This is a genomic window from Neorhizobium galegae bv. orientalis str. HAMBI 540 (genome assembly GCF_000731315.1).
Classification (GTDB): domain Bacteria; phylum Pseudomonadota; class Alphaproteobacteria; order Rhizobiales; family Rhizobiaceae; genus Neorhizobium; species Neorhizobium galegae.
Window position 1 is genome coordinate 886,840 of record NZ_HG938354.1, and the last position, 15,362, is coordinate 902,201.

A 15,362-nucleotide genomic window follows, 5' to 3' on the forward strand; every position below is an offset into this window, starting at 1 on the left:
ATCGTACCGAGGATTGGACATATGCGGAATTTGAAGCTCCCCTCCCTGTTTCGGCAAGAAGGTCTGATCGGCGGCACCTGGGTCGGCGCCCGCTCCGGCAAGACCGTTGACGTCTTCGATCCGGCGAGCCAAGAGGTGATCGGCACCGTTCCCGACATGGGAGGCGATGACACACGCGCGGCGATCGAGGCTGCCGAGAAGGCCTATCCGGCCTGGAAGAACCGTACCCACGCAGAGCGCGCCGCCTTGCTTGAAACCTGGTACGGCCTGATGATCGAACATCTCGAAGATCTGGCGCTGATGCTGACCACCGAACAGGGCAAACCGCTCGACGAGGCGCGCGGTGAAATCCGTTACGGCGCCTCCTTCGTCAAGTGGTTTGCGGAAGAGGCACGCCGCATCGGCGGCCAGACCATTCCCTCGCCGACGCCAGACCGCCGCATCATCGTCCTGAAGGAGCCGGTCGGCGTCTGCGGCATCATCACGCCCTGGAATTTTCCGAACGCGATGATCACCCGCAAGATCGCGCCGGCGCTCGCCGCCGGCTGTACCGTCGTGGTGAAACCTTCGGAATTCACACCTTATTCGGCACTTGCACTCGGCGTTCTCGCGGAAATGGCCGGCATCCCTGCAGGTGTCGTCAACATCGTCACCGGCATGCCGAAGGAAATCGGCACCGAGATCATGGCCAACACTGCGGTGCGGAAGATCTCGTTCACCGGCTCCACGCCGGTCGGTTCGCTGCTGATGCGCGGTGCGGCCGACAGCATCAAGCGGCTGTCGCTGGAACTCGGCGGCAACGCCCCCTTTATCGTCTTCGACGATGCGGATATCGACCTTGCCATCGAAGGGGCAATCATCTCGAAATTCCGCAATGGCGGCCAGACCTGCGTCTGCGCCAACCGCATTCTCGTGCAGGCGGGCGTCTACGATCGTTTCGCCGAGAAGCTCACCGCCCGGGTGAATGCCATGAAGGTCGGCCCCGGAACCGAGCCAGGCGTTTCGATCGGCCCGATGATCAACGATGCCGCAATCGCCAAGATCAACCGCCATGTCGAGGATGCGCTCGCCAAAGGCGCGATGATCGTCACGGCCAAGGCCGATCTGCCGGCCGGTACCCAATACACGGCTCCGATCGTGCTGACCGGAGCCACAACCGACATGCAGCTTGCCAGCGAAGAGACGTTTGGCCCGGTCGCGCCGCTCTTCCGTTTCGAGACCGAGGAAGAAGCGATCGCCATTGCCAACGGTACGCCCTTTGGGCTCGCCGCCTATTTCTATACGGAAAGCCTCAAGCGGGCTTGGCGTGTCGGCGAGGCACTGGAATTCGGGATGGTCGGGCTCAATACCGGTCTGATCTCGACCGAGGTCGCCCCCTTCGGCGGCGTCAAGCAGTCGGGCCTCGGGCGCGAGGGTTCGCAGCTCGGGATCGAGGAATATCTGGAAGTGAAGACTTTCCATATCGGCGGGCTCAACTGAGCCTGTTTCCGCGCCCGGAACGTTTCCCAAAAAGGTGGAGTTGCGATCGCAACCCCACCTTTTTCTGCTCTCGACGATGGCAAGAGTTCCGTTACTGGACCTTGTCGAGCATCTTGTAATAAAGCCCGACCAGTGGCAGGAACCAGGGCTTGCCGAAATGACCCGGAACTGCCGGCCACTCGAGCCCCTTGACGGGGTTTCTGTCAGGCCGGCCGAGGATCGCATCGGCGATCGTCATGCCGAGATGGGTTGCAAGCTGCGCACCATGGCCGGAATAACCCATCGCGTACCATAACCCGTCATGGAAGCCCGCCCGCGGGTAACGATCCTTGGTGATGTCCACCAGGCCGCCCCAGCAATAGTCGATCTCGACATGGGAAAGCTGCGGAAAGATGCGGGTCAGGCTATCGCGAAGAATTGCGCCGCTCCTGACATCCGAACGCTGGTCGGAGGTCGCCGAAAATCGAGCGCGGCCGCCGAAGATCAGCCGATTGTCCGGCGACAGGCGCCAGTAGTTGCCGATGTTCATGCTGTTGACGCAGGTGCGGTTGCCCGGCATCGTCGAGGCGACTTCCTGCTCCGTCAGCGGCCGCGTGGCGATGATGAAACTGCCGACGGCCATGATCCGCCGGCGGAAATAACCGAAATTCGACGTCGTGTAGGCGCCGCTTGCCATCAGGACATTGTCGGCCGTGACCGAGCCTTTGGCGGTCTTCAGCACATGTCGGCCGCCCGATTTCGAAACATCGGTGACCATCGCCTTCTCGGCGATGATGGCACCGCGCCTTTTTGCCGCTTCGGCGAGGCCGACCACGTACCGTCCCATATGCATCATGGCGCTCTTCTTCGACAGCATGGCGCCGTGGAAAGGTGAACCGATCTCTTGGGCGAGGTCTTGGGGCGACAGCAGCGCCGTATCCGGATCGACCTCCGCGTGAACCGCCTCGAAATTCCGGGCAAGCCCTTCGAAATGCTTCGGCTTGGAAGCAAGCTTCAGTTTGCCGGCGCGGCGGAAGTTGCAGTCGATGCCTTCCTCGGCGATGATCGCTTCCAGCGTGTCGATCGAGGCGTCGAGGGCCTTGTAAAGCGCGATCGCGCGCTCCTTGCCGAGCTCCTGCTTGGCCGAAAGATAGCTGTGGGCAAGGCCGTTGTTCAGGTGGCCGCCGTTACGGCCGGACGCTCCGAAGCCGACCGTCTCCGCCTCCAGCACGATAACCTTCGCGCCGGCGATGGCGAGCTGACGCGCCGCGCCGAGCCCGGTAAAGCCGCCGCCGACCACGGCAACGTCGTAGTGACCTTCGATCGGCCCTTCCACGGCGCCCGTAAAACGGGGCGCCGTATCATGCCAGTAGGAGACATATTTCATCGGCTTCGGCCTTCCTTAGAGACCGACCACGCCCGGCAAGCCGGAAATGTCGGAGATTTCCACATAGCCATAGAAGGGGTTGGCCGGCTCGTGACCACGGTTGACCCAGACCTTATTCTTGATGCCGAGGTCATGCGCCGACATCAGGTCGTAGCGGAAGGACGACGAGCAATGCAGAATGTCCTCCGGGCCGCAGCCGAGCATATCGAACATGTATTCGAAGGCCTGAAAGCGCGGTTTGTAGGCATTTGCCTGTTCCGCCGTGTAAACGGCGTGGAACGGCGCGCCGAGCTTGGCGACGTTTGAGGGGATCTGGTCGTTCATCGCGTTCGAGAGGATGACGAGCGGTATTTCCCTGGCAACCTTGGCAAGACCGGCAGGAACATCCGCATGGGGACCCCATGTCGGCACGCGCTCATAGACCATCCTGGCGTCTTCATCCTTGAAAGCGACGCCATTCGCCTTGCAGCTGCGCTGCAGCGCGTTGTGGACGACGTCTGCATAAGGTTTCCAGTCGCCCAGGATCTCGTCCAACCGATAGGCTGCGAAATTCTTGATGAACTTCACCATGCGCGGCTCGTCGAGACGATCACCATAGAGGTCACGCGCAGCTTCGGCCATTTGGAAGTTGGTCAGCGTGCCGTAGCAGTCGAAGGTGATGTATTTCGGGCGGAACGTCGTCATGCGCTTGGTCCTTGCGTAATGGCCCATCGAGCCTTTCGGTTGACGACATGATCATAAGGCCGCTTCGGGCAGCCGAGCCGACTGATTTCCCCCAATCCGAAGCAGAAAGTTTCGTATCGTGGTGCCGGTTTGGCATTTGGTTGCAGATCGTGGCTGGCATGGCAGCCAACGCCCCTTGCATTGTCGGCCGTGATTGCGAACGCACGGCATAAGATGCGGTCCCGAGCCGCCGGTTTGGCGAAAGATACCGCCGCCGGCCCCGCCTTCGGATAATCGTCCGGCCCCTTCCCCTCGAAACTCGAAGCTCAAAACGGAGAGCATCGTCCATGCCAGTCGGGGACATCGAAACCACACCTTTCGGCATCGAGCACCTGGATCGCGCCATCCACCTTTCGCGCGAAGCCGGCTGGCCGCACCGCCTGCAGGACTGGCAGGTCGCCCTGCATCTGAGCGAGGGCGTGGTCGCGTTGGACGAGACCGGCGAAGTAGTCGGCACGGCATTGATGACCCCCTACGGCGATGACTGCGCCACCATCAACATGGTAATCGTCGGCGCCAACCTGCGTGGCCGTGGCGTCGGACGCCGCCTGATGGACGCAGTCCTCGGACTTGGTGGCGAGCGGCCGCTTCGGCTGATCGCCACCTCCGATGGCCTGCCTCTCTACGAAAAGCTGGGTTTCCTGAAGACCGGCGCGGTTTTCCAGCATCAAGGCACCGTCGGCGAAGTGCCGGCGCCCACCGACACCGAGACCGCCATGGCTGCCGATCTGGCCGAAATTACCGCCATCGATCGCGACGCCTTTGGCGTCGCCCGTTCGGCGCTGATCGCAAAATTTGCCGAAATCGGCGAGTTCGCCGTGATCCGCCGCAATGGCAAGATCGCGGGGTTTGCCTGCATCAGGACGTTCGGTCGCGGCGAGGTCATCGGGCCCGTCGTCGCGACGGATCTCGAGGACGCCAAGTCGCTTGTCGGGCATTACATGAGCCGCAGGGCGGGTGCCTTCCTCAGGGTCGATACCGGCGATGCCGGCCTCGCCGCCTGGCTGGCGGAACATTCGCTCGCCCATGCGGGCGGCGGCATCGCAATGGCACGCCCGGTCGTGGCCCGGCCCGCCACCTCGACATTCACCACCTTTGCCCTGGCCAACCAAGCCCTCGGCTGATCCGGAGACGACCATGCTCAGCAATTCCCTCATCGAACTCGATCGCGCCCATCTCGTTCATCCTGTCGCGTCCTATCGCGGCCATGAAAAGCAGGGCGTGCGGGTGCTCGCCTCGGGCAAGGGCGCGACCGTCACCGACGCGCAAGGGCACCAGCTGATAGACGGCTTTGCCGGCCTCTGGTGCGTCAATGCCGGTTACGGGCATGAGACGATCGTCGAGGCCGCGGCCCGTCAGATGCGGGAGCTTCCCTACGCGACCGCCTATTTCGGCCTCGGTTCCGAGCCGGCCATCCGGCTTGCCGCCGAGCTTGCCGAACGTGCGCCGGGCGATCTCGATCATGTCTACTTCACGCTCGGCGGCTCGGATGCCATCGACAGCACGATCCGCTTCATCCGTTATTACTGGATTGCCAGGGGGCAGCCGCAGCGCGATCAGTTCATCTCGATCGAGCAGGGTTATCACGGTTCCTCCACGGTTGGCGCAGGCCTGACGGCGCTGCCGAACTTCCATGCGGGTTTCGGCATTCCTTTCGACTGGCAGCACAAGATCCCGTCGCCTTATCCCTATCGCAACCCGGTCGGCGAGGACCCGAAATCGATCATCGAAGCCTCGCTTGCTGCGCTGAGAGCGAAGATCGAGGCGGTCGGCGCCGATCGCGTGGCGGCCTTCTATGCAGAGCCGATCCAGGGTTCCGGCGGCGTCATCGTTCCGCCCAGGGGCTGGATGAAGGCGATCCGCACCCTCTGCAAGGAATACGGCATCCTGTTCGTCGCCGACGAGGTGATTACCGGCTTCGGCCGCACCGGACCTTTGTTCGCCTGCAGCGAGGATGACATCGTCCCCGATTTCATGACGACGGCCAAGGGCCTGACCTCGGGTTATGTTCCGATGGGCGCCGTTTTCATGGCGGATCATGTCTACCAGGTGATCGCCGATGGCGCCGGTGCCTCGGCGGTCGGGCATGGTTACACTTATTCGGCTCACCCTGTCAGCGCGGCCGTGGGTCTGGAAGTGCTGAGGCTCTACGAAGGCGGGCTGCTCGAGAATGGCATCAAGGCCGGTGCGCGGCTTATGGCAGGTCTCGAAAGCCTAAAGTCCCACCCGCTGGTCGGCGATGTCCGGGGTCGCGGCATGCTGGCGGCCATCGAACTGGTGACGGATAAGGCAGCCAAGACGCCGCTTCCGACCGAAGCCGCGCCGGCCCGCCGGGTATTCGACCGCGCCTGGGACAACGGCCTGGTGATCCGGGCCTTCGCCAACGGCGTCATTGGGTACGCACCGCCGCTCTGCTGCACGGAGGCGGATATCGACGCGATTATCGAACGCACCGCAAAGACACTGGATCAGACCCTGGAGGATCCCGACATCCGCCGCGCGGTGAAGGGCTGACCCGGTCTCGGTGCTGCCGGCTGAAATATCGTCGGCAGCCCGATTTCGGAATTTTGTGCCGAGCTGCCCTGCCGATTCGGCGAAAACCGTTCCAGCGAACTGTCACTATTGCAGTCAATGAGGGCCTCAGGCCCCCGAAAATCCAGCATTTTCGATAGAAGAACGCCTAGGCCGGGAACAGCATATTCTTTCGCAGGTGGCATTTTTGCCAACAGCATCAACTGGGGATATGGAATTGACGAAAGCTCTTCCGGAATTCAAGTACATGACCTTCGACGTGGTCGGCACGCTCATCGATTTCGAGAGCGGTCTGACGTCCTGCCTGCAGGACATCGCCGCCGAAGCCAATGTCGCCATCGACAGCGAAGAGGCGCTTTCTCTCTATCGTGCCGCCCGGTATTCCGGAGATGCCGATCTTTTCCCCGACGACTTGGTGCGCGTCTATCTTGCGATTGCGCCGAGGCTCGGACTGCCGGCGGAGGAGGCCTATGGCATTCGCCTGCGGGATTCCGCCAAGATCTGGAAGGCTTTCCCCGACAGTGCCGCGGCGATGGCAGAACTTGGCAGGCACTATCGCCTGATCGCCATGACCAATGCGCGCCGCTGGGCGTTCGACTATTTCGCAGCGGCGCTCGGCAATCCATTTTATGCCGCTTTCACCGCCGACGACACCGGTACGGAAAAGCCCGATCCGGCCTTCTTCCACAAGGTCTTCGACTTCGTTGCCAAGGATGGCGCCGACAAGAGTGACATCCTGCATGTCGCCCAGAGCCAGTATCACGACATTGGTGTTTCCCGCGATCTCGGGATGACGAATTGCTGGATCCAGCGTCGACATGCGCAGCCTGGCTACGGCGGCACGATCGAGCCGTCGCAGTTCACCGAACCCGACTATCATTTCACGTCCATGGCCGGATTGGCCGAAGCCGTGAGGACCGCGCACGGCAGCTGACAGAATTCACAATTTTTCAAGCATCGGGCCAAACCACGGAAGATGGGTTGCCCGCCAACCAGCGAAAAGGGGAATGACATGAACGACAAGATCACGAACTGGACCACGTCTGACGACGCGATGATCGAGAACGCCATCCGCCGGGGCGCAAGCCGCCGCGAACTGCTGACGATGATGTTGGCAGGTGGCGTTGCGCTTTCCGCAGGTGGTCTGACCCTCGGCCGCGCTTCCAGCGCGGTGGCGGCCACCCCGAAATCGGGCGGGCATTTGAAGGCGGCAGGCTGGTCGTCGTCGACCGCCGATACACTCGACCCGGCCAAGGCGTCGCTGTCGACCGACTACGTCCGCTGTTGCGCAATCTACAACCGCTTGACCTTCCTTGATCAGGGCGGCACCGTTCAGATGGAACTTGCCGAAAGCATCAAGAGCGGAGACGCCAAGGTCTGGACCGTCAAACTTCGCTCCGGCATCACCTTCCACGACGGCAAGTCGCTGTCGGCGAAAGACGTCGTCTTCTCGCTGAAGCGGCATCTCGATCCTGCCGTCGGCTCCAAGGTCAACGCGATCGCCAAGCAGATCACCGACGTCAAGGACGTCGATCCGCTGACGGTCGAGATTACCCTGGCCAACCCGAATGCCGACCTGCCGACCATCCTGTCGCAGCACCATTTCATGATTGTGCAGGACGGCACGACCGATTTTTCGAAGGGCATCGGTACCGGCGCGTTCAAGATGGAAACCTTCCAGCCGGGCATCAAATCGATCTTCACCAAGAACCCCAACTATTTCAAGGCAGGCGGCGCCCATGTCGATTCGTTCGAGTTCTTCGCCATCAGCGATGACAACGCACGCGTCAACGCTCTGCTTTCGGGAGACATCCATCTGGCTGCGTCGATCAAGCCGCGCTCGATGAAGCTGGTGGAAAGCCAGCCCGGCTTCGTGCTGTCGCAGACCACGTCGGGCAATTATACCGACCTCAACATCCGTCTCGATCTCGCCCCCGGCGACAAGGCCGATTTTGCGGCCGGCATGAAATATCTGATCAACCGGCAGCAGATTCAGAAATCGGTTTTGCGCGGCCTCGCCGAAATTGCAAACGACCAGCCGGTCTCCCCGGCCAGCGTCTATCATAATGCGGAACTGAAACCGAAAGCCTACGATCCGGACAAGGCGAAGTTCCATTTCCAGAAGGCCGGCCTGCTTGGCCAGTCCATCCCGATGATCACGTCGGAAGCGCCGACCTCGGCGGTAGAAATGGCGACGATCGTCCAGCAGTCGGGCTCGGAGATTGGCATGAAGTTCGACGTTCAGCGCGTTCCTTCCGACGGCTACTGGTCGAACTATTGGCTGAAGGCACCGGTTCACTTCGGCAACATCAATCCGCGGCCAACCCCGGACATCCTGTTTTCGCTTCTTTACGCCTCCAACGCACCGTGGAATGAAAGCCAGTACAAGTCGGAAAAATTCGATAATATGCTCGTCGAGGCGCGCGGTCTTCTCGACGAGGCCAAGCGCAAGGAAATCTATGGCCAGATGCAGGTGATGATTTCCGAGGAAGCCGGTACGGTCATCCCGGTCTACATTTCGAACGTGGATGCGATCTCGGCGAAATTGAAGGGCCTTGAAGCCAACCCGCTCGGCGGCATGATGGGTTACGCCTTTGCCGAATACGTCTGGCTCGACGCCTGAGGCTTGACCCTTGGCGGCAGGGGAAGCTTCTTCTGCCGCCGTGGTTGCGCCTGATAGCGCTGTCCTGGTTCGTCCATGGATGGTGCCGGCTACATCGAACTTTTCAGGCAAGGAAACCCTATTGCGCACCTATGTCCTTGGACTCATCACGAACCGGCTCGGCAGTTCCGCCCTGACGCTGCTGATCGTGTCCTTCGCAGTCTTTTTCGCAACGGCAATGCTTCCGGGCGATACCGCCACGATCCTGCTCGGTCAGGCTGCGACGCCGGAAGCCGTTGCCGGCCTCAGGGCTGCAATGCATCTCGACGAACCTGCCTTCCTCCGTTTCGGGCGATGGCTCATCGGCCTGCTGCAAGGAGATCTAGGGACATCCTATGTCAATAATTTACCAGTCGCACAGCTGATCGGGGCGCGGTTCGTCAACACGATGCGGCTTGCCGGCATCGTCACTCTTTTTGCGGTTCCCCTGTCGCTGACGCTTGGCATCACCGCCGCGATGTTTCGCGGCTCGGTCTACGACCGCATCGTCACAATCCTGACGATCGGCATCATCTCAGTGCCCGAGTTCATGATCGCGACCTCGGCCGTGCTCCTGTTCTCCGTCTATCTCAAATGGTTGCCGGCGCTTTCTTTCGCCAGCGATGTCACGTCCTTCTGGCAGGTGCTGAGGATCTACGCCATGCCGGTCATCACGCTCACCTTCGTGGTCTCGGCCCAGATGATCCGCATGACCCGCGCTGCCGTCATCGATACGATCAACACGCCCTATGTGGAGGCCGCGATCCTCAAAGGGGCGTCACGCTGGCGTGCTGTCCTGCTACACGCGCTACCGAACGCGGTCGGCCCGATCGCCAATGCGATTGCGCTTTCGCTCTCCTACCTGGTCGGCGGCGTCATCATCGTCGAGACGATCTTCAACTATCCCGGCGTGGCGAAGCTGATGGTCGATGGCGTTTCCACCCGGGATCTCCCGCTGATCCAATCCTGCGCCATCATTTTCTGCGTCGGCTACCTCGCACTCATCACATTCGCCGACATTGTTGCAATCCTTGCCAATCCGAGGGTGCGCTGACCATGACCACATCCACGACACTGGGCCGCAAAGTGAGTTATCGTTTCAGCTGGGTTGGGATGATCGGCTTTACGATCATTCTCTTCTGGGCGGTCATCGCCCTTCTCGCGCCCCATATCATTCCGTATCCCGTTGGCGAGATCATCGACGACGACTATTTCGGCCCGATCGGCAGCAAACTGCTGCTCGGCTCCGACTATCTGGGCCGGGACATGTTCTCGCGCATCATCATGGGCGCCCGCTACACGGTCGGCATCTCGCTTGCCGCCGTCTGCCTCGCGTGTTTCAGCGGTGCGGCGCTCGGCATGGCGGCTGCCGTTATCGGTGGCTGGTTCGATACGCTGCTGAGCCGGTTGCTCGACGCGCTCAACTCAATTCCGAGCAAGCTTTCCGGTCTGGTCGTCGCTGCCGCTGTCGGGTCATCGCTTCCCGTGCTGATCATCATGCTCGCGGTGATCTACACCCCCGGCGCCTATCGGTTTGCGCGGTCGCTTGCCGTAAACGTCAATACGATGGATTACATCACGGTCGCCCGGACCCGTGGCGAGGGCATTCCTTATATCGTCTTTTCGGAAATCCTGCCGAACATCACGGGACCGCTGCTTGCCGATTTCGGCATCCGCTTCGTGTTCATCGTCCTCCTTCTCTCCGGGCTTTCCTTCCTCGGTCTCGGCGTCCAGCCGCCTTATGCGGATTGGGGAGCGCTGGTTCACGAAAATATCGGCGGCCTGCCATTCGGAGCGCCGGCCGTCATCGTTCCCTCGCTGGCGATTGCGAGCCTCACCATCAGCGTCAACCTGCTGATCGACAATCTGCCCAAGAAGATTCGCGATCGGAGTGCGTGAATGGAAAATCTCGTTGAAATCCGCGATCTGAAGGTAGAGGCGACGACCGATGCGGGCCGCCGCATCGAGATTATCAAAGGCGTCGACCTCGATGTCGCGCCGGGCGAAATCGTCGCCCTGATCGGAGAAAGCGGATCGGGAAAGACGACGATCGCGCTGACGATCATGGGTTATGCCCGTCCCGGCTGTCGGATCTCGAGCGGCAGCATCACGGTGGCCGGCAAGGACATGATGACGCTGAGCGAACGTCAGCGCGCACATGTGCGTGGCCTTGAGGTCTCCTATGTGCCGCAGTCTGCCGCGGCCGCGTTCAACCCGTCGAAGCGCATCATCGACCAGGTTGTCGAAGTCACGCGTATCCATCGGCTGATGCCGCTCGCGCAGGCCAAAGCGAAGGCTATTTCGCTGTTTCGGGCGCTTTCGCTGCCCAATCCCGAGGAGATCGGCAACCGTTATCCCCACCAGGTTTCCGGTGGCCAGTTGCAGCGGCTTGCCGCCGCGATGGCGCTTATCGCCGATCCGAAGCTCGTCATATTCGACGAGCCGACCACCGCGCTCGACGTGACGACCCAGATCGAGGTGTTGCGCGCCTTCAAGGCCGTGATGAAGAAAAGCGGCATCGCCGGCGTTTATGTATCCCACGATCTCGCGGTCGTCGCACAGATCGCCGATCGAATCGTCGTGCTGCGTGGCGGCGATGTGCAGGAAGTCGGCAACACCGCCGATATCCTGTCCGATGCCAAGCATCCCTATACGCGCGAGCTGCTTTCGGCCTTTGAACCGAAGTCTCGCGGCGAAAGTATCGTTGTTGCAGCGCCGGAACACGCGCCGCTCCTGAGGGTCGATGGCCTGATCGCCGGGTACGGTCCGCTCCAAGCCGACGGTCTGCCGCTCGTCAAGGCCGTACAGGAGGCAAGCCTTTCCCTGGAACGCGGCCGCAATCTTGGCATCATCGGTGAATCCGGCTGCGGCAAGTCGACGCTTGCTCGCTCGATTGCCGGTATCCTGCCCGCATCGGCCGGCCAACTGACCCTCGACGGGCACGAACTTGCCCGCTCCGTCCGGCAGAGAAGCCGGGAGCAATTGCGCGAGCTGCAGATCGTCTTCCAGCATGCGGACACCTCGCTCAATCCGGCAAAGACGGTCGAGGAAATTCTCGGGCGGCCGCTGAAATTCTACCATGGCATGAAAGGAAAGGTGCGGGACGCCCGGATCGACGCGCTTCTCGACATGGTCCGCCTGCCGAAGACGCTTCGCAGCCGAACCCCCGCCGAGCTCTCAGGCGGTCAGAAACAGCGCGTCAATTTTGCCCGGGCGCTCGCCGCCGAACCGAAACTGATCGTCTGCGACGAGATCACCTCCGCCCTCGACACTGTCGTTGCTGCCGCGGTCATCGATCTCCTGAAGGAAATGCAGCGGGAGCTTTCCCTCTCTTACATCTTCATCAGCCACGATCTGTCGGTTGTCGAAGCGATCTGCGACGAGATCGTTGTGATGTATAACGGCCGCAAGGTCGAGGCAATCACGCCTGCAATCTCAAAGATCCCGCAGCACCCCTATTCGAAACTGCTGTTCTCGTCCGTGCCGAAGCTCGATCCGGGCTGGCTCGATCGTCTGGAGCGTGATCCCGAGCTCGTCAAAACCTATGTGCAGGGCTGAGGCGACAATTGCCGCCTCATTTCCGCGGACAATAATTGTCGGCTGGGAGCATGTCGCGGCTATACCAGAAACAGGCTGGTGAGCGGCATATGGGCTTTGACGATCGGCGACTTCAGGACAACGAAGCTGAAATATTTGTCGATGCCGATATCCATATCGGTCAGCCGTTCCATGATCGTCTGATATTCGCCGATACCGGCGGTGACGAACTTGAGCATATAGTCGTATCCCCCCGACACCAGGTGGCATTCGATCACCTGGTCGACTTTTTCCACGGCTGCGAGAAAACGCGCGAAGTCGATCTGGCGATGGTTTTTGAGCGTCACCTCGGTGAAGACCGTCAGGGTCTGGCCAAGCTTGCCGATATTGATCTGGGCCGAATAGCCCTGGATATAACCTTCTTGCTGAAGCTTCTTGACGCGCATCAGGCAGGGGCTGGGTGAAAGATTGACCAGTTCGGCAAGCTCGACATTGGTGATGCGGCCGTTCTTCTGCAGCTCATAGAGGATCTTGATGTCGATACGATCGAGCTTCACGTGTGGACACCTCCCAAGGCCGGCGGCATTTTATGCCGCGAAAGTTCGAGATCGACTTTAACACTATGGCTTCTCTTGTCTATTTCATTCTGCGCAGGGACGGCCAGCACAATAAATTGCATCATCGGTTACGGGCGGAATCTTGTGCTGTTCGAAGGCTGTGTGCGGTAACCGCGATGTGGGCTGCGCCATTATGCTGAAGCATCGATCCGGTTGCGCCCAGGAGATTGAATATCATGCCAGCACCGCTCACGCTCGTCGAAACCGATGCCGGATTGCCGCGTTCCGCCGACGCTGTCGTGATCGGTGCCGGCATCGTCGGCGTCTTCACGGCTTATTACCTCGCCAGACGCGGCCTGAAGGTGGCGCTCATCGAAAAGGGGCGGATCGGCGCCGAACAATCGAGCCGCAATTGGGGCTGGTGCCGGCAGCAGAACCGCGATGCGCGCGAACTTCCGATGGCGACCAAAAGCCTCGACCTGTGGGAACGCTTCGCCGCCGAGACCGGCGAGGATACCGGCTTCCGGCGCCGCGGCCTCCTTTATCTCAGCGACAACGAGGAAGAACTGGCAGGCTGGGCCCGCTGGCGGGATTTCGCTCGCACGGTGGGCGTCACCACTCACATGCTCGACAGTGCCGGGGCAACCGAGCGCGGCAAGGCGACGGGCCGCACCTGGAAAGGCGGCGTGTTCTCCCCGACGGACGGGACGGCGGATCCCGCCAATGCCGCCCCGGCGGTCGCACGCGCGATCGTAAAACTGGGCGGGACAGTGCTGCAACACTGCGCAGCGCGCGGCATCGAGACGGAAGGCGGCAAGCTTTCGGCTGTCATAACCGAACACGGCACGATCCGAACCAAAGTCGCCATCCTGGCTGGCGGTGCCTGGGCGTCGTCCTTCTGCCGCCAGCTCGGCATTCGTTTCCCGCAAGCCTCGATCCGCTCCTCCATTCTCTCCGTCGGTCCCGGTGAGGGAAACCTGCCCGATGCGCTCCACACCGCCCGCGTCTCGGTGACGCGCCGCGGTGACGGCGGCCACACACTCGCCATCAGCGGACGCGGCCGGATCGACCTGACGGCCCAGACCATGCGTTTTGCGGCGCAGTTCCTGCCGATGTTCATGCGCCGCTGGCGCAGCCTGTCGCCCGGCGGCCTCGAAGGCCTGCGCAGCGGCCACGAAAGCCTGGCCCGCTGGCGGCTGGACCGGCCGACGCCGATGGAGCATATGCGCATCCTCGATCCGGCCGTCGACGCGAGCACGATCAAGCTGACATATGAGCGCGCCGTCGAATTGCTGCCGGCGATCGGCGGGCGCCGCATCACTGCGAGCTGGGCCGGTTATATCGATTCGACGCCGGACGGGGTTCCGGCGATCGGCGAAGTCGCGAGCGTTCCGGGCTTCGTTCTGGCGGCGGGGTTCAGCGGTCACGGTTTTGGTATCGGACCCGGCGCCGGCCACCTGATCGCCGACATCGTCACCGCCGTCACCCCGATCGTCGATCCGCTCCCGTATCGTCCGAAGCGTTTCGAGACGTCCGCCTGGGGCAAGGTGGCGGACTTCTGATCTTCGGACCGATAGGCTAGAGTGAACCCGCAAAAACCAGAGGACACGGTGAACCCGAATGCAGGCACGCCAGCTCGAGGTCTTTTGCATGCTCATGCGGACCGGGACGGTGACCGGTGCTGCGGCGATGCTCAACATATCGCAGCCGGCACTCAGCCAGATCCTGCTGCATGCCGAGGACCAGCTGGGCTTCAAGCTTTTCAACCGACTCCGCGGAAAGCTGGTTCCGACCCGGGAAGCCGAGGAGCTTTATCCGGAATGCGAGCGGATTTTTTCCGAGCTCAGCGCCCTTCGCCGGCGCACCACGGACATGCGTTTCGGCCGCACCGGGCTGATCCGGGTCGCCGCGTCAGCACCGCCAGCGATGTCGATCGTGCCCAAGGCGCTGCTGTCGTTCCGTGCAGCCCATCCCGATATCGTCGTGCGCTCACTGATCGCCCCGCTGGTCAACGTCGTCGACATGATCCGCGACGGCGACGCGCCGCTTGGAATCGTCATGAACAACACGGCCCGTCCGGGTATCGACGTGGAGACACTCGGGCATACGCAACTTGTCTGCATCATCCCTGAGCACCATCGGCTGGCCGAACTGGATCGGATCGGTTTTGCCGACCTGCAGAACGAGACTTTGATCTCCTACCGGGCCGGCACACTGCCGGGCCGGCTTCTGATCAGTGCCGCGGCCGCGGAAAAGCAAATATTCAACCCGGCAATCGAGATCGATATCTCGATTACCGCCCTGCCCTTCGTCCGCGACGGTTTTGGTGTTGCAATCGTCGATCGGCTCCTGCCGTGGCAGCAGTTTCCAGGGCTTGTCCTTCGGCCGCTGCAGCAGAAGATTTCCGTGCCGATCGCCTTGCTCACCAGCCGGGACCGCCCGTTGACGGGAAGCCATCTCGCCATGCGCGACGATCTCCGTGAGGCCTGTGCCAGCATCCTGAAGGCCGGCGGTTTGGAATCTTAGG

The 15,362-nt window shown here is 61.6% G+C and carries 13 protein-coding genes; 10 read left to right on the forward strand and 3 right to left on the reverse strand.

Translation table 11 applies throughout. The features are described from left to right. The first annotated feature begins 21 nt into the window (after nt 1-21). Nucleotides 22-1,479, forward strand: coding sequence for an NAD-dependent succinate-semialdehyde dehydrogenase (locus tag RG540_RS26705; protein ID WP_041365012.1), 1,458 nt, complete (start codon nt 22-24; stop codon nt 1,477-1,479). A gap of 91 nt (nt 1,480-1,570) precedes the next feature. On the opposite strand, the gene RG540_RS26710 is transcribed toward RG540_RS26705, so the two are convergent. Both RG540_RS26710 and RG540_RS26715 read right to left on the reverse strand, forming a co-directional pair. Continuing rightward, nucleotides 1,571-2,845 carry an NAD(P)/FAD-dependent oxidoreductase gene (locus RG540_RS26710; RefSeq protein WP_041365015.1) on the reverse strand — a complete coding sequence of 425 codons (1,275 nt, stop codon included), beginning with the start codon at nt 2,843-2,845 and terminating at the stop codon, nt 1,571-1,573. A gap of 15 nt (nt 2,846-2,860) precedes the next feature. Then, on the reverse strand, nt 2,861-3,529 hold the full coding sequence (locus RG540_RS26715) for a haloacid dehalogenase type II (RefSeq protein ID WP_041366416.1): 669 nt from the start codon (nt 3,527-3,529) through the stop codon (nt 2,861-2,863). A gap of 326 nt (nt 3,530-3,855) precedes the next feature. On the opposite strand from RG540_RS26715, the gene RG540_RS26720 reads away from it, so the two are divergent. From RG540_RS26720 to RG540_RS26750, 7 genes are all read left to right on the forward strand, one after another. After that, the gene (locus tag RG540_RS26720; protein ID WP_041365017.1) at nt 3,856-4,692 is read left to right on the forward strand and encodes a GNAT family N-acetyltransferase; all 837 of its coding nucleotides are present in this window, start codon (nt 3,856-3,858) and stop codon (nt 4,690-4,692) included. A gap of 13 nt (nt 4,693-4,705) precedes the next feature. Further along, complete coding sequence (locus RG540_RS26725; RefSeq protein ID WP_041365019.1) at nt 4,706-6,082, forward strand: aspartate aminotransferase family protein; 1,377 nt, start codon at nt 4,706-4,708, stop codon at nt 6,080-6,082. A 235-nt stretch (nt 6,083-6,317) separates the two neighbouring features. Further along, the gene (locus RG540_RS26730) at nt 6,318-7,034 is read left to right on the forward strand and encodes an HAD-IA family hydrolase (protein ID WP_041366417.1); all 717 of its coding nucleotides are present in this window, start codon (nt 6,318-6,320) and stop codon (nt 7,032-7,034) included. A gap of 78 nt (nt 7,035-7,112) precedes the next feature. Further along, the gene (locus RG540_RS26735) at nt 7,113-8,723 is read left to right on the forward strand and encodes an ABC transporter substrate-binding protein (RefSeq protein ID WP_041365021.1); all 1,611 of its coding nucleotides are present in this window, start codon (nt 7,113-7,115) and stop codon (nt 8,721-8,723) included. A gap of 79 nt (nt 8,724-8,802) precedes the next feature. Continuing rightward, on the forward strand, nt 8,803-9,795 hold the full coding sequence (locus RG540_RS26740; protein WP_051909823.1) for an ABC transporter permease: 993 nt from the start codon (nt 8,803-8,805) through the stop codon (nt 9,793-9,795). Beyond that, a complete protein-coding gene (locus RG540_RS26745) occupies nt 9,792-10,640 on the forward strand; it encodes an ABC transporter permease (RefSeq protein WP_041366419.1) in 849 nt (282 codons plus the stop codon). Before RG540_RS26740 ends, RG540_RS26745 begins: the two co-directional genes overlap by 4 nt. After that, complete coding sequence (locus tag RG540_RS26750; protein WP_041365023.1) at nt 10,641-12,299, forward strand: ABC transporter ATP-binding protein; 1,659 nt, start codon at nt 10,641-10,643, stop codon at nt 12,297-12,299. A gap of 59 nt (nt 12,300-12,358) precedes the next feature. Here the strand turns inward: RG540_RS26750 and RG540_RS26755 are convergent, their stop codons facing one another. Then, nucleotides 12,359-12,835, reverse strand: a complete 477-nt coding sequence (locus RG540_RS26755; protein WP_040124996.1) for an Lrp/AsnC family transcriptional regulator — start codon at nt 12,833-12,835, stop codon at nt 12,359-12,361. A 236-nt stretch (nt 12,836-13,071) separates the two neighbouring features. On the opposite strand from RG540_RS26755, the gene RG540_RS26760 reads away from it, so the two are divergent. Both RG540_RS26760 and RG540_RS26765 read left to right on the forward strand, forming a co-directional pair. After that, complete coding sequence (locus RG540_RS26760) at nt 13,072-14,397, forward strand: NAD(P)/FAD-dependent oxidoreductase (protein WP_041365025.1); 1,326 nt, start codon at nt 13,072-13,074, stop codon at nt 14,395-14,397. Between the two features lie 58 nt (nt 14,398-14,455). Then, entirely contained in the window at nt 14,456-15,361 is a 906-nt protein-coding gene (locus RG540_RS26765; protein WP_041365027.1) for a LysR family transcriptional regulator, read from the forward strand. Nucleotide 15,362 lies beyond the last annotated feature (1 nt).